Origin of the sequence: Blautia coccoides (assembly GCF_034355335.1) — a bacterium.
In the GTDB taxonomy this organism is placed as follows: domain Bacteria; phylum Bacillota; class Clostridia; order Lachnospirales; family Lachnospiraceae; genus Blautia; species Blautia producta.
Genome location: NZ_CP136422.1, coordinates 5,883,339 through 5,903,288, shown reverse-complemented (window position 1 = coordinate 5,903,288; position 19,950 = coordinate 5,883,339). Strand labels below are relative to the sequence as shown.

15 protein-coding genes and 1 riboswitch are annotated in these 19,950 nt (G+C 46.5%); of the genes, 12 read left to right on the top strand and 3 right to left on the bottom strand.

What is annotated here, in order from left to right:
• Positions 1-68: 68 nt before the first annotated feature.
• Together BLCOC_RS26550 and BLCOC_RS26545 are read right to left on the bottom strand one after the other, a co-directional pair.
• Positions 69-1,127, bottom strand: coding sequence for a PTS sugar transporter subunit IIC (locus tag BLCOC_RS26550; RefSeq protein ID WP_018595341.1), 1,059 nt, complete (start codon positions 1,125-1,127; stop codon positions 69-71).
• Positions 1,128-1,144: 17 nt separating this feature from the next.
• Positions 1,145-1,849 (bottom strand): S1 RNA-binding domain-containing protein, encoded by a 705-nt coding sequence (locus BLCOC_RS26545; RefSeq protein ID WP_018595342.1) that lies wholly within the window; start codon positions 1,847-1,849, stop codon positions 1,145-1,147.
• Positions 1,850-2,548: 699 nt separating this feature from the next.
• Here BLCOC_RS26545 and BLCOC_RS26540 point away from each other — a divergent pair.
• The 12 genes from BLCOC_RS26540 (at position 2,549) to BLCOC_RS26485 (ending at position 18,549) form a co-directional block, all read left to right on the top strand.
• Positions 2,549-4,204 carry a putative manganese-dependent inorganic diphosphatase gene (locus BLCOC_RS26540; RefSeq protein ID WP_018595345.1) on the top strand — a complete coding sequence of 552 codons (1,656 nt, stop codon included), beginning with the start codon at positions 2,549-2,551 and terminating at the stop codon, positions 4,202-4,204.
• 34 nt (positions 4,205-4,238) lie between these two features.
• Positions 4,239-5,747: a glycoside hydrolase family 31 protein gene (locus tag BLCOC_RS26535; RefSeq protein ID WP_115623884.1), complete on the top strand. Its 1,509-nt coding sequence runs from the start codon at positions 4,239-4,241 to the stop codon at positions 5,745-5,747.
• A gap of 24 nt (positions 5,748-5,771) precedes the next feature.
• Positions 5,772-6,356, top strand: coding sequence for a flavin reductase family protein (locus BLCOC_RS26530; RefSeq protein ID WP_029471546.1), 585 nt, complete (start codon positions 5,772-5,774; stop codon positions 6,354-6,356).
• Entirely contained in the window at positions 6,353-6,859 is a 507-nt protein-coding gene (locus BLCOC_RS26525) for a shikimate kinase (protein ID WP_018595348.1), read from the top strand. The genes BLCOC_RS26530 and BLCOC_RS26525 overlap by 4 nt, the downstream gene beginning before the upstream one ends.
• A 303-nt stretch (positions 6,860-7,162) precedes the next feature.
• Positions 7,163-8,455 carry a UDP-N-acetylglucosamine 1-carboxyvinyltransferase gene (locus BLCOC_RS26520; protein ID WP_018595349.1) on the top strand — a complete coding sequence of 431 codons (1,293 nt, stop codon included), beginning with the start codon at positions 7,163-7,165 and terminating at the stop codon, positions 8,453-8,455.
• A gap of 177 nt (positions 8,456-8,632) precedes the next feature.
• Positions 8,633-8,821, top strand: a riboswitch (cobalamin riboswitch).
• A 339-nt stretch (positions 8,822-9,160) separates the two neighbouring features.
• Positions 9,161-9,712: a DUF2284 domain-containing protein gene (locus BLCOC_RS26515; protein WP_115623883.1), complete on the top strand. Its 552-nt coding sequence runs from the start codon at positions 9,161-9,163 to the stop codon at positions 9,710-9,712.
• Positions 9,713-9,998: 286 nt separating this feature from the next.
• Positions 9,999-11,027, top strand: a complete 1,029-nt coding sequence (locus BLCOC_RS26510) for a LacI family DNA-binding transcriptional regulator (protein ID WP_029471535.1) — start codon at positions 9,999-10,001, stop codon at positions 11,025-11,027.
• A gap of 264 nt (positions 11,028-11,291) precedes the next feature.
• Complete coding sequence (locus BLCOC_RS26505) at positions 11,292-12,563, top strand: uroporphyrinogen decarboxylase family protein (RefSeq protein WP_115623882.1); 1,272 nt, start codon at positions 11,292-11,294, stop codon at positions 12,561-12,563.
• A gap of 33 nt (positions 12,564-12,596) precedes the next feature.
• Positions 12,597-13,937 (top strand): ABC transporter substrate-binding protein, encoded by a 1,341-nt coding sequence (locus tag BLCOC_RS26500; protein ID WP_115623881.1) that lies wholly within the window; start codon positions 12,597-12,599, stop codon positions 13,935-13,937.
• A gap of 19 nt (positions 13,938-13,956) precedes the next feature.
• Positions 13,957-14,829 (top strand): carbohydrate ABC transporter permease, encoded by an 873-nt coding sequence (locus BLCOC_RS26495; RefSeq protein WP_115623880.1) that lies wholly within the window; start codon positions 13,957-13,959, stop codon positions 14,827-14,829.
• A 9-nt stretch (positions 14,830-14,838) separates the two neighbouring features.
• A complete protein-coding gene (locus BLCOC_RS26490) occupies positions 14,839-15,669 on the top strand; it encodes a carbohydrate ABC transporter permease (RefSeq protein ID WP_115623879.1) in 831 nt (276 codons plus the stop codon).
• Between the two features lie 30 nt (positions 15,670-15,699).
• Entirely contained in the window at positions 15,700-18,549 is a 2,850-nt protein-coding gene (locus BLCOC_RS26485) for an alpha-glucuronidase family glycosyl hydrolase (protein WP_115623878.1), read from the top strand.
• Positions 18,550-18,673: 124 nt separating this feature from the next.
• On the opposite strand, the gene BLCOC_RS26480 is transcribed toward BLCOC_RS26485, so the two are convergent.
• A complete protein-coding gene (locus tag BLCOC_RS26480) occupies positions 18,674-19,942 on the bottom strand; it encodes a nickel-dependent putative hexonate epimerase (RefSeq protein WP_115623877.1) in 1,269 nt (422 codons plus the stop codon).
• Positions 19,943-19,950 lie beyond the last annotated feature (8 nt).

Genomic DNA, 19,950 nt, shown 5'->3' with positions numbered 1-19,950 from the left:
GTCACATTTTTGACGATTGTTAATGAAAATTTTATAGGATTGCATATATTTGCCATTGTATGAAAGTTTTAAACTTCCAGCTTCATATCACCATTTTTGATCCAGTTTAGTTTCCGCATACAGTTGCAGAAGAACAGGGCTAAAAGTCCCGGCAGCAGAAAATGGAGCAGTATGATCTTCAGCATTACGATCACAGCGCCTTCTGCGGGGACCATGGTCTGCCAGGTCATGATCTGCCCTACCAGTCCGGCGGTTCCCATTCCGGAGCCAGTGGCATTGTTGGTCATCTTAAACACCATGGTGCCGATCGGTCCTAAAATCGCGCTGGACAGAATAACCGGCAGCCAGATGATGGGTTTTCTTACTATGTTGGGCACCTGAAGCATGGAAGTACCGATACCCTGAGCAAGAAGACCGGAAACTCCGTTTTCCTTAAAGCTTGCCACGGCAAATCCTACCATGTTGCAGCAGCATCCCACAGTTGCGGCACCGGCAGCAAGGCCGGACAGATTCAGGATCACACCCAGAGCAGCGGAACTTATGGGCAGTGTCAGGATCATTCCCATAAGTACGGATACTATGATTCCCATAAGAAAAGGCTGCTGTTCGGTTCCCCAGTTGATCAGAGAGCCTAATTGTGTCATCATGCGGCTGATGGGCGGACCCACCAGTATGCCCACGGCAGAGCCGGAAAGAATGCCTACAAGTGGTGCCAGGATGATATCCAGGCGTGTTTTTCCTGCGACCAGGCGTGCCAGTTCTATAGCCACATAAGCGGCAACAAAGGCACCGAGAGGTTCACCGGGGCCTGCCAGGACCACAGAGCCGTCCTGGACAAATACGGCGCCGGCAGTGATCTTGCCTGCGAAACCGCCTACCATACCTGCAGTGGCGGCAGAGAGCACAACCAACGGGGATTCCTTAAACCGGCAGGCCACTCCAACACCGATTCCGGCGCTTGTCATGGCAGCTGCCATCTTGCCGAACTGATACAGCAGAGTCCCCACGTTTCCGCCAATGAGATTTCCTATCTGCTGGATGATCGTGCCGATGATCAGTGTGGCAAAAAGTCCGGAAGCCATGCCGCTCAAACCGTCCACGAAAATCCGGTTCAGTAATTTTTTCAATGTTATGTACTCCTGTCTTAATCCAATTTGATATTTTTAAACAGGGAGCCAAGGGATGTTGTCAGCTCTTCGCTTTTGGGGATTTCGATATCCTCAAACTCGTCTTTTTCTTCAGGTACTTCCTGGAGTGCTTTCATGCTGAGGCTGATCTTTCCATCTTCGTTCTTGATGACTTTGACGTTTACCTTATCGCCTACAGATAATACAGCTTTCGGGGATTTGATCCTCTTCTGGCTGATCTGAGATACATGGACCAGGCCGGAGATGCCGTCACCCAGGTCAACGAAAGCGCCGTAGTTCTGCAGAGTCTCAACAGTACCTTCCAGAACTGTGCCCACTTTGATGTCAGCGATTTTTTCACGCCTTTCAGCGTCTCTTTTTTCTCTCAGGACTTCTCTTGCTGAGAGGACCAGATTGTTTTCCTCCTCGTTTACATCGAAGACACGGACCGTCAGAGTCTTTTTCAGGAACTCTTCAGGATCTTCCACGTACTGCAGGGACAGTTTAGATACCGGTATGAAAGCGCGGATGCCTTCCACGTAAGCGATAGCTCCGCCCTTTACGATACCTTCGATGGTCACTTCAAATTCGGTCTTGTCCTCTTTCATCTTCTCCAGTTTTTCCCAGATGTCCATATCCGCGTCTCTGAAGCTTTCAAAAGAAGCATCGATCTCTTTTGCGAAATCGTCCATAGTTTCCTGGTTTTTCATTTCTTCTGCCATTATTTTTCCCTCCTGTGTCGGTTAGCAAATTCTTTTGCCTTCGATTATATCACAGAAAGGGGAGGGTTCGCAATGTCCGTGTTTAGAAAATGGGGGATAGAATGGGGACGGAGAGGTATGGGAGAGGACCGGGGGAGAGAGCTGCGTGGGAGCGAAGAGTTCCGCTGCCATGGAGCTAACCTGCTCCCATTCACTAAATTCATCGGCAGAGGCCTCTTCATTAAGTGACTGGGGCAGGTGGATCTCCCCGGCGCTCCACCGAACATCGCTCCCACGCAGCTCTCTCCCCCGGTCCTCTCCCATACCTCTCCTGGTTTTCTCTGCCCGCAGGGGAGGAAGAAAAGCAAAAAAATAGAAAAAAGAAAGGTTACTGTTCACATATATTATCCCGCGAGGCGTTTTGCGTAGCAAAATCCCGAGTTAGCCAGCGCCAAAATGCAGTTCATTGCATTTTGTGTGCATCGCGAAGCGTGTTACTGTACAAAAACTACACTTTTAGTATACTATGAACAGTAACAAAGAAAGTAAAAAGGGAGGGAATGGAAGGAGGGGAAATTGATATTCTTTGGAAAGTATGGTAGGATGTAACTAGTCAGCGGGTCTGTGTATTTACTGCGCTGACTGGGAGATGACTGAATAGATGCGGGAAGATTTGCAGAAAATGATTATTATATAGAAGTAAGGGAAAGGACGCAGAGAATGGCAAAACAAGGGAAAATCTATATTATGGGCCATAAAAACCCGGATACGGATTCCATCTGCTCAGCTATTGCCTATGCGGATATCAAGAACCGCTCCGGTGACGGAAGAAGGTATATGGCGAAAAGGGCAGGACAGATCAACAGTGAGACGGAGTATGTGCTGAAGCGTTTCGGTATGGAGGCGCCTGGCTATCTGGCAGATGTGGGAACACAGGTGAAAGACATGGAGATCAGGGAGACGCCCGGCGTTTCCAGCAGTATTTCCATAAAGGACGCCTGGGCGATCATGAAAGAGAGTAATGCCGTGACACTGCCTATTACTAAAGAAGACGGTCAGTTAGAGGGGCTTATCACCACGGGAGATATTGCAAAATCCTATATGGATGCCCATGACAATTACTTTCTGTCAAACGCTAGAACACAGTACAGAAGTATTGCCAACACTGTGGATGGCACTGTTGTGACGGGAAATCCCCATGGATATTTTGTCAGGGGGAAAGTGGTGATCGGCGCGGCACATCCTGATAAGCTGGGTGAGTTTCTGGAGGAGGATGACTTGGTGATCCTGGGGGACAGGCATGAGGACCATCTGTGCGCCATACGGGAGAACGTGAGCTGTGTCATTGTCTGCAACAGCGCCGAGGTGGCGGAGAATATCAAGGACGCGGCTTTGAAAAATGATTGTGTGATCATCCGCTCACCTCTGGACACCTTTACTGTGGCAAGACTTATCAATCAGAGTATCCCTGTCAAACACATCATGAAGAAGGACAACCTGATCACCTTCCAGACGGATGATTTTACAGATGATATCAAGGATGTGATGGTCAAGAACAGGCACAGGGCATTCCCTGTAGTGAACAAGCATGGAAAGTATATCGGGACTGTGTCCAGACGTAACCTGCTGGGTATGAAGAAGAAAGAGCTGATCTTGGTGGATCACAATGAAAAGTCCCAGGCAGTGGACAATATTGACGCAGCGGATATTCTGGAGATCATTGACCATCACAGGCTGGGTTCGTTGGAAACCATCTCGCCGATCATGTTCCGAAATCAGCCTGTGGGATGTACAGCTACCATTATGTATCAGATTTATACGGAGAAAGCAATGGAAATACAGCCTAATATCGCAGGACTTCTCTGTGCGGCTATTATTTCCGATACCCTTATGTTCCGTTCTCCGACCTGTACCCATATGGATAAAATGGCGGCAGGGGCGCTGGCACTCATTGCCGGGGTCAATATAGAAGAGTTTGCAAAAGAGATGTTTACAGCGGGAAGCAATCTGAAAGGGAAGACCACAGAAGGTATTTTCTATCAGGATTTCAAACGTTTTACTGCAGACGATACCAATTTCGGTGTGGGACAGATTAGTTCCATGAATGAGGAAGAATTAAAAGATTTGAAAAAGCGCCTCATACCATTTATGAAGAAAGAATGCGGCAAGAACGGGATCACCATGGTATTTCTTATGCTTACCAATATACTGGACGAATCCTCAGAGATCATTTGTTACGGGGACGGAAGCGGGAAATTGGTGGAGGATGCCTTTGGCGTGACAGAGGAGGAAGACGGCTATATCCTTCAGGGAGTGGTGTCCAGGAAAAAACAGTTGATCCCTGCACTTATCGCCACGCTGCAGCAGAATAACTGAGGCCGTCCGCGGTCTTAAACAGGGAGGAATTTATATGGTATTTTCAATTTTGGAAAATGAATACTGGTATGGCGGATATGTGTACGGCTCACATGTGCAGCCCTATCATGCTGCCAGTGAAGCAGAGATCGACCTGCGCAGAAATGACAGCACAAATCAGGCAGTGCCTTTCTTTGTATCTACAAAAGGCCGCTATCTCTGGTGCGAAGAGGGATTTCTTCTTCATTTCGGAGCCGGGAATATTACCATTGACCGGGATGTAGAATTGAGGGAAGGTTATGTAAACTTAAAAGGGGCGTATCTTGCCGCCTGTAAGGAGCATTTTCCGTTCAGCGATGTCAGGTTGAGTGACGAATTTTTCAAAAACCCGGTCTATAATTCCTGGATAGAACTTACTTTTTGGCAGAATGAGAAGGATATCCTCAGCTATGCGGATCATATCCTGGAAAACGGCATGCCCGCAGGTGTGCTGATGATTGATGACGGATGGTCTGATTACTATGGAAAATGGGCTTTTAGCCGGGAAAAATTCCCTCATGCGGAGGAAATGTTAAAAACGCTCCACAGCAAAGGTTTTTCCGTAATGCTGTGGATCTGTCCGTATATCACACCGGATACCCTGCAGTACCGCCAGGCCAGGGATATGGATATCCTCATCAAAAATCCGGACGGAAAGCCGCTCATCACAGAGTGGTGGAACGGCTATTCTGCTGCCCTGGATCTGTCTGCTCCGGCGGCTGTAGAGTGGCTGGATGAGCAGTTGGAAGCTCTGAGAGCCATCGGGGTAGACGGTTTTAAGTTTGACGGAGCCGATGTGCTCTATTATCCCGACGATATTGTGACCTCTGGCGGTGTCACACCCAATGAGATGGCGCGTCTTTGGTGCGCTTATGCTGAGAAATACCCGTTTAATGAGCTGCGCGTGGCTTTTAAGGCCGGCGGAATGTCTCTGATGCAGAGGCTCTGCGATAAGCCCCATAACTGGGGGGAAGAGGGGATCATGGCACTTCTGCCCGACACTCTGATGCAGGGGATCACAGGGCATCCCTTTGGCAGCCCGGATATGATAGGCGGCGGAGAATATATGAATTTCCAGGAAAACAGCGACAATCTGGATCAGGAGCTGTTCAACCGCCACAGTGAGATCGCCTGTCTTCTGCCTGTCATGCAGTTTTCTGCTGCGCCGTGGAGGGTATTGGGGCAGGACAGCTATGAAAAGATATTAAAAAGTGTGAAGCTGAGGGAGCGGTATATGCCCCGTATCCTGGAACTTGCCCACCATGCGGCACAGACAGGGGAACCCATAGCCCGGTATATGGCTTATGAGTTTCCGGAGGGCGGATACGAAGACATCAATGACCAGTTTATGCTGGGAGAGGATATTTTGGTGGCACCTATCTGTGAAAAGGGCAGGACATCCAGGAATGTGGCTGTGCCAAAGGGAAAATGGCGTTTCCTCGGCACTGTGATCGAGAGTGAAGGCGCCGCCATGGAGCTTACTCCGGAGGATGGGGAACCGATCGTGCTCGAAAAATGCGATTAAAAACCTTTGAAGAAAGGAAGCAAAATGGCTAAAATAGAATGGAAGCCCGGAAATATGCTTTACCCGCTGCCCGCTGTGATGGTGACAGTGGCGGATGAAGAAGGGCATGACAATATCATCACCGTGGCATGGGCAGGGACGGTGTGCACCAACCCGCCCATGGTATCCATCTCCGTAAGGCCGGAGCGCTATTCTTATAAAATGCTCTGCAGCACAAGGGAGTTTGTTATAAATCTGACTACGGAAAAGCTGGCATATGCCACGGATTACTGCGGGGTAAGATCAGGCAGGGATGTGGACAAGTTCAAAATGGCACATCTCACCAGAGAGGAAGCATCCCATGTGGGCGCCCCAATGATAAAAGAGTCACCGGTTTCCATAGAGTGCCGGGTGAAGGAGATCATGGAGTACGGAAGCCACAGCATGTTCCTTGCAGACGTGCTGGCTGTACATGTGGATAAAGAATATATGGATGAGAAGGGCAAATTTGACCTGGCTCTTGCCAATCCCATTGTATACTCCCACGGGGAGTATTATGGCCTTGGGAAAAAGCTGGGAACCTTCGGATACAGTATTAAGAAGCGCAGAAAGAAGAAAAGCAAAAAATGAAGAGAAACATAGTATTGATCGGAATGCCCGGTGTGGGCAAAAGTACGGTTGGAGTCATTCTGGCAAAAGTGCTGGGCTATCAGTTCATAGACGCGGATCTGGTGATCCAGGAGAGGGAGAACCGGCTGCTGAGTGAGATCATTGCCCAGGATGGGCTGGAAGGATTTCTAAAGGCAGAAGAAAATGCCAATATCCAGGTTGCGAAAGAGGCAAAAAAAGCAGTTATTGCCACAGGTGGGAGCGTGGTGTACTGCGGACAGGCCATGGAGCGGCTGTCAGAGACGGGTCAGATCGTCTATCTGAAGCTGGATTATGATACCCTTGACAAACGCCTCAGTAATTTGAAGGGACGGGGCGTTGTCTTAAAGGACGGTCAGGACTTGAGAGGACTTTACGATGAGCGCATACCTCTGTACGAAAAGTATGCGGATATTACAGTTGATGAGAAAAATCTGGACGTGGAGGAAACTTTACAGAAAATAGTAGAAAGACTGAAGCGGTGACAGAGAATAAAATTTGTCGGTTTATGAAGAAAAAATGAAAATATTAATTTTTGTTTACAAATTGCTTTATCTGTTATAATATAATATTTAAGTCGTAGACTATCTTAGCAGGAAGCTATTGAAATAACCTGCCGGAAAGTCTGTCTTTTATTCGATCAGATGAATTGGTAAAGTATATGTTGCGGAGCATTGCCCGTAACTGTGAGGAAACTGAACCATTATAAGTAAATTTGAAGACGAGATTATGTTTTCTGGAACCGAATATACCGGCAGGGAGCATAAATAAAATATAGAGGTGTGAATATGGAACAATATGTTATCAAAGGCGGTAACCCGTTAGTCGGCGAAGTAGAGATCGGCGGCGCTAAGAATGCGGCACTGGCCATCCTTGCGGCGGCTATCATGACGGATGAAATGGTTTACATCGAGAACTTACCGGACGTACGTGACATCAATGTTTTATTAGAGGCAATCAGAGAGATCGGCGCATCTGTTGAGAGAGTCAGTCCTACAGAGGTGAAGATCACAGGTTCCACCATAGCCAACATCAGTGTGGAATACGAATATATCAAGAAGATCAGAGCGTCCTACTATCTTCTGGGCGCGCTGCTTGGAAAATACAAGACAGCGGAAGTTCCCCTTCCCGGAGGCTGTAATATTGGAAGCAGGCCTATAGACCAGCATCTGAAAGGTTTCCGGGCTCTTGGTGCATCCGTTGATATTCTGCATGGTGCCGTTGTAGCCAAAGCGGAGAAGCTGACAGGAAAGCATATATTCCTGGACATGGTATCTGTAGGCGCGACTATCAATATCATGATGGCAGCAGCCATGGCAGAGGGCAATACCACCATCGAGAACGCAGCCAGAGAGCCGCACGTGGTGGACGTGGCCAACTTCCTGAACAGTATGGGAGCCAATATCAAAGGCGCCGGTACGGATGTGATCCGTATCAAAGGCGTAGAGAAGCTTCACGGAACCAGTTATTCTATCATCCCGGATCAGATCGAGGCGGGTACTTTCATGTGCGCTGCAGCGGCTACCATGGGAGACATCATGGTGAAGAATGTGATTCCAAAGCATCTTGAGGCGACCACAGCCAAATTAGAGGAGATTGGATGTGAGGTAGAGGAATTTGACGACGCGGTCCGTGTTGTGGCTTCCAAACGCCTGAAACGCACCCATGTGAAGACTATGCCCTATCCGGGCTATCCCACTGACATGCAGCCCCAGTTTACCGTGGCGCTGACACTGGCAGAAGGGACAAGTATTGTGACAGAGTCCATTTTTGAAAACAGGTTTAAATACGCAGACGAGCTTTCACGTATGGGAGCCAACATTAAAGTGGAGGGCAATACAGCTATCATTGACGGCGTGCACAAGCTGACTGGTGCCAGGGTAAGTGCGCCTGATCTGCGCGCAGGAGCTGCTCTTGTGATTGCAGGGCTTGCTGCGGAGGGAATCACCATTGTGGACGATATCGTTTATATCCAGAGGGGATATGAGCGCTTTGAAGAGAAATTGAGATGTCTGGGAGCGGAGATTGAGAAAGTTTCCAGTGAGAAAGATATACAGAAATTCCAGCTTCGTGTGGGCTGACAGCACAGGAGATATCAGAAGATACCGCGTGTGGTGCGTGGTGTCTTCTTTTTTGAGCCAGTAAATCGGCGGGGAGAGAAGATGCAGCGTATACGTGAGCCGCAGAGAAATCATTGACAGCAAGTCAGCAGTATGCTAATGTATATGTGTGTATAAATTCCATATCAGCTTAACAAGTGCACCAGGATTAAGTTTTGCCCTCTTTTAAAATTCTGGTGAAAAGGGAATCAGGTGAAAGTCCTGGACGATCCGGTCACTGTAAACAGGGAGTGAAGCGCGGGAATCCATTGTATAAGAAATTATATGAGAAGGAGCGCTGAGCGAAGATCTGTGAGTCAGGAAACCTGCTTGGATAAGTAAAAGGTTGAAGCTTCCGATGAAAGTTTTCCATCCATTAAGACATTTGATATGGAATGCCTGCTTAGAACGTGAACGAAACAGGAACCTGTGTGAGGAATTTATGCATCCATAAAAGCAGGAGGGGCACCAGAGGCGGTCTTGTCTCTATATGCTTATCCTCCGCACCCCAAAAGTAATGTATAGATTGGTCTGACATATCCGCCATGGGCCTCCTGCAGGTAAAGAAAATAGTGTATTGAGCTGCTGCGGGATTTCTGCCTGACAGCAGCTTTTCTTTTCGGTAAAGCCTTTGGAGGTGTCCGAACCGGGAACAGGCCAGGGGTATCAGAAGGGAGAATCAGTGATATGCGGGAAGTGGATTTGATTGCAGCAGCTGAGAAAGCGGGATTTGCTAAAGCCGCCGTGATGAGTACAGAGGATTTGGAATTTGAACATGAGTTCCGTATGTTTTGTGAGCAGAATGCCTGCGGAAATTACGGGAATAACTACGGATGCCCTCCTTACTGCGGTACTCCTCAGGAGATGGAGGATAAAGTCATGAATTACCGCCGGGCGGTAGTTTTCCAGTCCAGAACACCGGTAAATAATATCTTTGATGACGCAGAGACAAAACAGATCAAAAAAATGCACACCCGGATGACCCTGCGTACAGTGGAAGAACTGAAAGAGAAAGGGCTTGATGACAATGGCATGTTTGTCATGTGCGGCCCTTGTAATATGTGCGAAGAATGTAAAATGCCTGAGGGAAAACCCTGTGTTCAGGAACAGAAGAGATTTTCCTGTCTGTCTGCATATTGTATAGATGCGGCTAAAATGGCAAAGCATTGCGACATGGATATGCAGTGGAATGGGGATATTGTTTCGTTTTTTAGTATGTATCTCTTTGATAAGAAGTAAGGACTTGATCTAAAGCGTCCAATACGATTGATCTATTCTAAATAATTTAATGATTTTTCATGGCACTTCATGACACGTTGTATTCGTAAATGAAGTGCCATTTTCTGTTGTGAAATATTCCACAGGATAGAGTACAGATAATATATAGATCATAAGTATTCAGCGAGTTGTTAAATATTCACAAAATTCCACATGGTATTTCGCATATTTTAGACAATTGCGCAAACCAACTTTTTAGTTTATAATACAATTAATGAACGTGCACGGACACGGTTGAGGAGAATCTATGAAAGTTACAATCCGAGAAGTTGCAGAGGCAGCGAAGGTATCAAGGGGAACCGTTGACAGGGCGTTGAACCACAGACCCGGTGTGAATCCACAAGTGGCTGAAAGAATTATAAAGATAGCAGATGAATTGGGCTATAAGCCCGATATGGCGGCCAGGACACTGGCGAATAAAAAATATACAAAGACAATAGGTGTCATTCTCTGTTCGGAAGGAAACCCGTTTTTCAACGATGTGATCAATGGTGTGAACAACGCGCTGGAGGAGATGGGACATTTCGGAATACAGAATATTGTAAAGAAAATAAAGGGATTTGATGCAGACCTGCTGCTGGAGAAGATGGATGAGTTACTGGAAGAAAAGATTTCCGGCCTTGTTATCACTCCTGTCAATTCCAAAAGTGTTGCAAAGAAAATCCGGGAACTGGAAGATGCCAATATTCCCGTGGTGACCATCAATACAGATATATCAAGTGTCAGGCATCTTGCGTATGTGGGATGTGATTACATTACCAGCGGATGTGTAGCGGCTGAACTTCTGGGTATGATGAGTAACGGGGCTGAGGAGCATATTGCACTGATTATCGGTTCCAGAATGGTCATGGCTCAGGAACAGCGCCTCAGGGGAATCGAGGAAACGCTGAAAAGTGATTACAGTAACATAATTGTAGATGCCGTTATGGAGAATGACGATGATGACCAGAAATGTTATGAACTGGTGAAAAATCTGCTCAGAGAGAAGCCGGAACTGACTACCATCTGTTTTGCCTCGGCAGGTGTGGAGGGCGGCATCAAGGCTGTCTGTGAGACGGACTGTAAAAGAAAGCTCCGCATAGTAACCTATGACTTAACGGACGTGGTCCGGGAGAATCTCAGGTCAGGCATTGTTTCGGCTACTATCTGCCAGGAACCTTTCAGGCAGGGATTTTTGGGGGTTGAAATCTTAGGGCGCTATCTTCTGTATGGTACCCGACCTGAAGAATCTACAGTGAAGACACATATTTTTATCGCAACTAAATATAACATATAAAATCCTTCTCTTTACTCCGGAAAAAGGGTAAAGAGAAAAAAATTAGCCAAATCGTGCACGGACACGATAAAGGGCAGTTAGTTTTAAGCGCGCACTTTTACTATATAAAAACCGGCTGATCTTACAAACTCGAGATTGTAAGGCTGGCTGAGAAACCGGTAACTATCCAGCAAGTCTGCGCATTTACTAATCCGCATGGTTTTTTACTTGTGACGGTGAAGTTGGAGGAACAGTTACAAAAAATCAATATGGAGGAGGAAACAAATGGCAACCAGCAGAGAAAGGCTTGATCAGACACTAAATCATATGGAACCGGAGGAAGTGGTGGTGGATATGGGGTCAACACCTATCACCGGCATTAATGCAAATGCCCTTGACCGGTTGAGAAAAGCGCTTGGCCTTGAAGAAAAAAAGGTAAAGATCAATGAACCACTTCAGCTTTTGGGGGAAGTTGAAGAGGATGTGCGTCAGAAACTGCACTTGGACTGTGTGGAGATATCAACAGGCATGAATATGTTTGGTTTTTCCAATTCGGGCCGTAAGCCCTGGATCATGCAGTCGGGACTTGAAGTGGATGTCCCTTTGGATTTTAACACAACAGTTGACGAGGGAGGGCGTACCTATCTGTATCCTCAGGGGGATCTGAGCGTGCCGCCGTCAGGTATGATGCCCAATGGTGGATTTTTCTTTGATAACATAACCCGGGGTAATATTGAGTTTGATGAGGATACAGACAGCGCGCGGGAGGACTTTAAAGACGACTTTGCCATCTTTACAGATGCACATCTGGACGAGCTGAAGAGACAATGTGATTATTATTATAACAATACGGATTATGGAATTGTCTACAGCGGCGCCATTGCCTCAATAGGAGACTTTGCGACGGTTCCGGGACCAAATGTAAAATATCCGAAAGGCATCCGGAACCTGTCTGACTTTATGATGGCGCATCATGTCTGTCCTGATTACATCCATGAGATATTTGAGATGCAGGTGGAGACTGGACTGAAAAACGCAGAGCTGATCCGTCAGGCCTGCGGGGACAAAATACAGGTAGTCTACATATCAGGAACAGACTTCGGAACGCAGAACGGGCCGTTTATGTCATTGGATTCTTTCAGGGAATTTTATAAGCCGTACTATAAGAGGATCAATGACTGGGTTCATAAAAACACAAACTGGAAAACTTTTTATCACACCTGTGGCGCAGTCATGGCCTTTCTGCAGGATTTTTATGAGGCTGGAATGGATATTTTGAATCCGGTGCAGCTTTCTGCAAAAGGCATGGACGGTAAGATACTGAAAGAAAAGTGGGGTGATAAATTTGTTTTCTGGGGCGGGGGAATTGACACACAGCACACCCTGCCTTTTGGAACACCGGATGATGTATATAGGGAAGTGAGAGAGCGCCTGGAATTGTTTGCAAGGGGAGGGGGATTTGTCTTTAACACAACGCATAATATCCAGAGTCCTACAAGCGCGGAGAATCTTATGGCAATGTTTCAGGCAATTGAAGATTTTAAAAATGCAAAATAGAATCTCGTATTGGAGAAGAAAGTAGGGAATACTATGAAGAAAATGGCAGTGTTATTGGGAAGCGTTATGTTACTTTCATCTATTTTAACAGGATGCGGCGGAAACGATGGAAAAGGGGATACAGAGGAAAAACAGACAGAGAAAAAGCAGACAGAGGACACGGCAGAGGCTCAGGAGGAAAAAAATCCTGATGATATTGTTATCTGGGCATTTGCAGAGCCGCATGCGGAATATTTCAGGTGGGTGACAGAGGAGTATAAAAAGGAACATCCGGACGTGAGCTTCACAATTGAAATCATGACAACAGATGCGCTGGCGGAACGGTTAGCAGTGATCAATGCGTCGGGAGGGGAAGGGGCTCCCGATTTGGTGGATCAGGAACAGGGATATTTTTCACGTTTTATGTCAGAGGAGCAGATGTGCTATTATCCCCTTGATGAATTTATGGAGCGGGATAGCGTAACGGAGAAGATGGTTAAGAGTCGTCTGGATCTGTATGCTTATGACGGCCATTACTATGGTCTGGAACATGCGCTCTGTCCGGTAACTATGGCATACAGGAAAGATTTGTTTGAGGAATATAATATCAGCATTCCAACTACATGGGATGAGTATAAGGCTGCTGCAGAAGAATTTGCCAAACATGATATTTATATTTCAGCCACCAAGGATATGTCAATGGGCGGAGAGTTGGACGATATAGCACTGATGCTGCGCGCTGCCGGTGTGGATTATGTGGATGAGAACGGAAACCTCAATATATCTGATGAGTTTAAAGAGATCGTTGAGGATTACATTGATCTGCAACAAAAAGGGATGATGTACGCCTGGGAGACTCAGGATGAGGCTTGGCCTGTGATAGCAGAGGATAAGGTTGCAACCTATTTTACAGCGGATTGGGCTGCAGGATGGCTTAGGGATAATGTACCGGAACAGAGCGGTAAATGGCAGATGGCACCGCTGCCCAAACTGACAGAATCTGCTGCGGCAGTTTCTGTAAAAGGCGGTACAGGGCTCTGCATGACAAAATATACGAACAAGGACAAAGAAGTGTTGTGGGATTTCATGAAATTCGCGCAGTTGGATAAAGACAACTGTGTTAAAAAATATGAAATGATTGCTCTTTATCCACCGGTGTATGACGCCATGCCGGAGTGCAACAGCCCGGTTGAGTATTATAATAACCAGAATTTGGGAGAACTTTATGAAAGTCTTGCAGATGAAATCCCAGTACAATACCAGGCTGACTGGAGAAATACTTTTATAGAGACCTTCAGCTCAAATGCGTATGATTTGGTGGAAGGCAACATCAGTATGGAAGAATTGGCAGAAACATTGACAGAGGCGGTGAATGATTATAATGAATCCAAATAACGCATAGGAGGATATAAATATGAAGAGAAATAAACGGAAATTAATGCCATATCTTTTCATATCACCGTTTTTTATCCTGTATGCAATTTTTGGACTGTACCCTGCCCTCTCAGGTTTGATGCTGTCTTTACAGACGAAAGCAGGACATCTTACATTTGTTAATTATCAGACCGTTCTGACAGATGCCAGGTTTTGGAAATCTATATTCAATGCGTCTGCTTATATGCTGGGAAGTATATTTATTATACTTCCCGTGGCATTGATGGCCGCGCTGATGCTGAACAGCAGATTTATGGGGAAGAAAAGCGGATTTGTTTCCACCGCGTTCTTTATTCCGAATGTGACATCGGTAATTGTGGTAGGCATTGTTTTTAAATTGATCCTCAGAACAAACAATGGGCTGATCAATACAGCTTTACAGGATTTAGGTGTGATCGGAAGAGCGGTCAAGTTTCTAAGTGATCCGGTGTGGGCCATTCCGTCTGTGATCTTGATCGGGTGCTGGAGGTATTTTGGAATCAACAGTCTGTATTTCCTTAGCGGTCTGCAGGGAATACCTGCTGAACTTGGAGAAGCCGCCAGAATAGACGGCGCGGGCAGATGGAAGGAATTCCGGTATATAACGCTGCCGCTGCTGAAACCTATAATGACCTACATAATCTTTATTGCTATAACGGGTTCCTTTGCCATGTTCGGTGAGGTCATAACTCTAGTACAGAATGGCTCCTCCGTGGGGTCAAGAGATTCCATGCTGTATCCGGTCATTTATCTGTATAATACGATGTTCAAAAATAACCAAGTGAACCGTGCGGCAACAATGGGCTATGTTATAGCCGTTATCCTGTTTATTATTACAACCGTACAGAGATATCTGTTTCGTGAGAAAGAATGAGGTATCCGTATGAAGAAAAAAAGAATGCTCACTGGGGTCGTATTCCATATAGTTTTATTGGCAGCAGTGTTGTTTATCCTGTATCCGTTTGCTTTCATGATATCAGGAGCCCTCAAGACCGATTTGGAGATGAACCGGTATATACTGCGTCTGATACCGCGGGAGATTACCCTGGATAATTTCAAAACTCTTTTTGAGACTATTCCGTTCTGGAAACAGTTTATGAACAGCTTCCTTGTGGCTGCTGCCGCTGCGTTGTCCGCTATGCTGGTCGACGGACTGGTAGCATATGGATTTACACGGTTTGAGTTCAGGGGGAAAAGTTTTCTTATGAGCATGATCCTGGCGACTATGCTGATTCCGCCACAGGTTCTTATGGTGCCGCAGTTCCAGATGTATAAGAGTATGGGCCTGTTTGGAACCTATATACCTCTTATCGTACCGGCTCTTATAAATGCCTTTGGCATCTTTCTGCTCTGCCAGATCATGGGGCAGATACCCATGGACCTGTATGAGAGCGCAATGATAGACGGATACGGAGAGCTTAAAATATTTTTAAAAATAGCAATACCCCTCAGCAAGGCGGGAATCGGCATACAAGGTGTTTTAACATTTATGAACACATGGAACGATTTTATGACGCCTCTGATCTATCTCAACGCAGAGGAAAAATACACGCTGCCTATTGGACTCATGAGGCTTCAGAGCTTTTATAAGATATCCTATGGAGCACCTCTTGCGGGAGCGTTGCTGTCATGTGTTCCGGTTATTGTGATCCTGGCTGTGGTGGGTCAGAAGTATTTTGTAAAAGGTTTGATGGCGGGGGCTGTTAAAGGGTGATTTTTACAGAAGGGATAAGGGTAAAATCAGATGAAAAACTATATAGTGACAGATTATGGGGATGGACCGCTGACAGGATTGGCGGCAAAAGAGTTAAGACGTTATCTTTATGTGCTGGGAGAGGAGCTGCCTCTTGTTGTAAATGAAGTTCCGGAACACGGGAATGTCATACTTGTAGCACGGAAAGGAAGCTGTCTATTAAAACAATATGAGGATGTTCTGGATTATTCAGAACTTGGCGGTGAAGGATATCTGCTGTACAGCGCAGGGACAGAAAAGGAACCGGTGATACTTACAGGAAACACACAGATTTCTTTACTCTATGCAGTATATGATTTCCTGGAACTTCTGGGTATTAAATTTTATCTCCACGGTGACACCATCCCCGATGAGAGGGATTCCCATGATATATGGAATCAGAAGATAAATAAAAAAGAAATACCTCTGTTTAAAGAGCGGGGAATTCATCCCTTCCACGATTTCCCCGAGGGACCTGACTGGTGGAACAAGGATGATTATTATGCAGCTCTGACTCAGCTGCCAAAAATGCGGGCAAATTTTTTCGCTCTGCACACCTATCCCGAAAATATGGACGCGCCTAAGGCAATGACAGCGGAACCCCTTGTCTGGATTGGGAAACAGGAAGACTGTAATGGGGATGGCACAGTGAAAAACAGCTATCCGGTGCAGCATTTTAAGACAAACGGAAATAGCTGGGGATATGGTCCCATGATGACAAAAGATTATCCCTGCGGAACGGGAAATATTTTTGAAAAGGATTGTTACGGCGCAGATTACATGCAGGGGTATGAGGAGGACATATACAGCCGGGATATTCATGATACAGAGATACCGGCAGATAAATACAACCGCATGTTTAATGCCTGCGGGAAAATGCTGGAGGAGACATTTTCATATGCAAAAAAATTAGCGGTTCAGACATGTATAGGCACAGAGGCACCGCTTACCGTGCCAAAAGCGGTGAAGAAACGTTTGAATATTACAGGAGAACCGGATAAAGAGACTATTGAAAGCCTGTATGAGGGTATGTTTGAAAGGATAAAGAGAACACATCCCCTGGACTACTATTGGCTGTGGACACCGGAAGACTGGACCTGGCTTGGAAATACAAAAGAAGACACAGAAAAAACCATAAAAGATTTTGCATGTGCGTTGGAGGCAAAGGAAAAGACAGAGGCGCCGTTTGAGCTGGCTGTCTGCGGATGGACACTGGGTCCCCAGGAAGACAGGGCGGCATTCCATAATTACCTGCCAAAAAGTGTACCCTTTTCATGCATCAACAGAAATGTGGGATTTGATCCCATTGAACCCAAATTCCGGGATTTGAAAAAGGAGAGGCCCTCCTGGGCGATTCCGTGGCTGGAGGATGATCCGGCTATGATCTCACCTCAGTTATGGGTGGGAAGAGTGCGGCGGGACGCGTTTGACGCAAAACGCTATGGGTGTGACGGACTGCTGGGGATTCACTGGAGGACAAGCAGTATTGCCCCTAACATCAAAGCGCTGATGGAAGCGGCCTGGGAACAGCCCTGGAACAGACGGCTGCCGGAGGAGGTCTGCCTGGAGGGATATATGGGGGAAGATTCATATATTGAAGAATATCCTCAATTTAAAGGTATCCACGGCACTGCTAGAAAAGGCTGTACGGGATATGAGTTAAAGCTTCCGCCGGGGAATTATACAGTCTGTATGGATTTCTGGGAGTCCTGTACAAAACTTGATATTAAGGTGAAAAACCTGCTTTTAAGAAATGTGTCAGTGAGTGATGGAAACTTTCAGATTCGCGTTCCTAATGTAGAAGTGGAACAGGATACCTGTCTGGTGATCAGTTTTTCAGTGAGGGAGGGAGACCCGGCGCTGTCAGCCATAACAATAGAAGGTGCAACGAAGAACAATCAATTGGCCGGCAATGATTATTCCAGGAAAATTAACTGTGGGGGTGTGCAGTGGGAGGACTATGAGGCTGACTTAGGTCTTTACAGAGAAAATGGGCGTTATGCACCTGCGGATGATTTTTACATATCATTTGCAGAATCAGAGTTTGGCAGGGCAGCAGGCAGAAAAGCAGCCGCTGTTTTTTCCAGCGAAGATGGAAATCTGCCAAGGCCCAGCAGATGGGAGGATGGTCCCGGAAATATCTATTGTAATGAGATTCCCTGGGAGGACATGAAAAGCCAGTATGATTTTACAGATGAATTTCATAGTCTGGGAACTTTAATAAGCGGTATAGGTGAAAAAAACCGTTACGATTACTGGGACCATACATTTCAGGCCATGAAAAGAACTGCTGAAATGGGATGCCTGTGGGGAAGTATTGAAAAACACTGCAGAACAGGAAACCATGGATCCGCGTTGTCAGATTACAGAGAACTATTAAGAACAGTGGAGGAGCTGGAATATCATCTGCTGATGTCTGTGGAGACAAACGGAGATATGGGAGTTATGGCTAATATACAGCAAAGGGCGGTTGTTCCCATACTGAAGCAGTGTGAAGATAAGCTGAAAGCATGGTATCCCCGATTGCCAAAGCTCAAAGAAAAGGTCATAGAAAAAGCTTCCCGTCTGGTGGTTCCCACCGTGAGAACTGCCCTGCAAAAGGGTGAAGACTTAAGGGTAAAGGTAATTGTGGTTGGCGGCTGTGACGGCACCCCAGTTATGAACATACGGCCAATTGGCGGCAGGGATTATAAAATATATAATGCTGAGAGCTGTGGGCGGTGGGTATACTTTTTCAGGATTCCCGGGGCAGAGCTGCAGGAAGATTTTGAGTATCATATTTCTCTTGAGGAGGACGGCAGATTGTTGAAATATCCCAAAAGCGCTATGCATAGAGATCAGACAGTGATACTTATGGATTGATCTTACCCCATGGTATCTGCCATGTAATCAAAGACAGGGTATATTCTGCGGATTTCCGCAGAATATACCCTGTTCTATTATGAATCATGAAAGTGTAATGTGAACTACACAACGGTCCGGCAGGTCAGTCTACCTTCCAAAGTCCCAGAGCAGGAGTTTTTACAAAGTAGATCTCTTCCCCATTGTCCAGAGTATTCCAGCCGTCATGCAGGGTATCCGGGTTATACAGGGATGCGGCTTCCTCATAATCCATCCACTGATATCCCACACTCTCAATTTCTTCCTTAGAAAGATTCTCCGGTCTGGTGCAGTATGTGATATGAAAACGTCCGTCAGAGGAGCCCTGGATCAGATGGGCCGCGGCCATGATCCTGTTCTCAAAAGCGCCTTCATTGAACAGTTTCAGCACGTAGTCACGTCCCTTGTATCCGTAAGTTCTGGTCATATTGTCCATCTCTTCATTCTCACCAAAGGCTTTAACGCCTGGAGCCAGAATGATCAAATCGCCTCCGTCAGCCACAGCCATTCTTGTGCGGTAGATGCCTTTGTTCCCCACCCATGTAGTTTTCAGCTCGTATGGGTCAAGATAGGTGACAAGCTTCTTCGCCCTGCGCTCCACATGGCAGATATTCAGTCTGCCGGAAAGCTCCACTGCAAGCTCAAACGGTTTTCTGGAAGGCCCTGTGTAAAGACCGTTCAGGCAGATTTCCTCATCCTTTAAAGTGGTGACGGTCTGGATGTAAACCAGGGGGAGTTTTCCGTCCAGGAAATGCTGCTGGGCATAGTCAAAGACTTTTCGTGCAGGGGAGTCTGCAACACCCAGGGCCTTCTCCATGCCGCATATGGCGCTGAGCATATGAGATTTGTTGATCATCTGCCGTCCGCCAACTCCTACAAAGATGTTTTTGCTGTAATTGGCCATGCCCACAACCTCATGAGGAACCACCTGTCCTATGGAGAGAATCAAGTCGTAGCCCCCATGGATGAGCTTTTCATTGACTTCCACTTCAATATCTGTAGAATACAGTCCGCCGGAAATTTCCTCAATGACTTCCCTGGGCACTTTTCCTATGGAGATAGTATCTGTCTGCCAGTGGTGTACTAAAAACGCCTCTTCAGGTATAACCCCTCCGAACATTTTTTCTTTTTCCTCCGCATCCATTGCCATGTGGGTGCCCAGGGCGGGCATCACATGAACAATGGCGGAAGGGGAAAGCTTTTTATAGAGAACCTGTGTAAGTTCGCCGGCATAGGAATAACAGCGGGTGAAGTCCGGCGGTATGATCAGGACTTTTTTTAATCCGGGATACTGGGCCAGTAGTTCGTCCATGCATTTCTCCACTTCAGCAGGGGAGATACCGGAAGTCTCGTTTGTCAGGTATATCTCGTTCATAGATTCCT

Excerpts from the sequence above, each read along its gene's own strand:
- BLCOC_RS26480 (WP_115623877.1), bottom strand. The coding sequence starts at position 19,942 with ATGAACGAGATATACCTGACAAACGAGACTTCCGGTATCTCCCCTGCT.
- BLCOC_RS26495 (WP_115623880.1), top strand. The coding sequence starts at position 13,957 with ATGAAGAGAAATAAACGGAAATTAATGCCATATCTTTTCATATCACCG.
- BLCOC_RS26510 (WP_029471535.1), top strand. The coding sequence starts at position 9,999 with ATGAAAGTTACAATCCGAGAAGTTGCAGAGGCAGCGAAGGTATCAAGG.
- BLCOC_RS26535 (WP_115623884.1), top strand. The coding sequence starts at position 4,239 with ATGGTATTTTCAATTTTGGAAAATGAATACTGGTATGGCGGATATGTG.
- BLCOC_RS26530 (WP_029471546.1), top strand. The coding sequence starts at position 5,772 with ATGGCTAAAATAGAATGGAAGCCCGGAAATATGCTTTACCCGCTGCCC.
- BLCOC_RS26540 (WP_018595345.1), top strand. The coding sequence starts at position 2,549 with ATGGCAAAACAAGGGAAAATCTATATTATGGGCCATAAAAACCCGGAT.
- BLCOC_RS26500 (WP_115623881.1), top strand. The coding sequence starts at position 12,597 with ATGAAGAAAATGGCAGTGTTATTGGGAAGCGTTATGTTACTTTCATCT.
- BLCOC_RS26505 (WP_115623882.1), top strand. The coding sequence starts at position 11,292 with ATGGCAACCAGCAGAGAAAGGCTTGATCAGACACTAAATCATATGGAA.
- BLCOC_RS26525 (WP_018595348.1), top strand. The coding sequence starts at position 6,353 with ATGAAGAGAAACATAGTATTGATCGGAATGCCCGGTGTGGGCAAAAGT.
- BLCOC_RS26485 (WP_115623878.1), top strand. The coding sequence starts at position 15,700 with ATGAAAAACTATATAGTGACAGATTATGGGGATGGACCGCTGACAGGA.
- BLCOC_RS26490 (WP_115623879.1), top strand. The coding sequence starts at position 14,839 with ATGAAGAAAAAAAGAATGCTCACTGGGGTCGTATTCCATATAGTTTTA.
- BLCOC_RS26515 (WP_115623883.1), top strand. The coding sequence starts at position 9,161 with ATGCGGGAAGTGGATTTGATTGCAGCAGCTGAGAAAGCGGGATTTGCT.
- BLCOC_RS26545 (WP_018595342.1), bottom strand. The coding sequence starts at position 1,849 with ATGGCAGAAGAAATGAAAAACCAGGAAACTATGGACGATTTCGCAAAA.
- BLCOC_RS26520 (WP_018595349.1), top strand. The coding sequence starts at position 7,163 with ATGGAACAATATGTTATCAAAGGCGGTAACCCGTTAGTCGGCGAAGTA.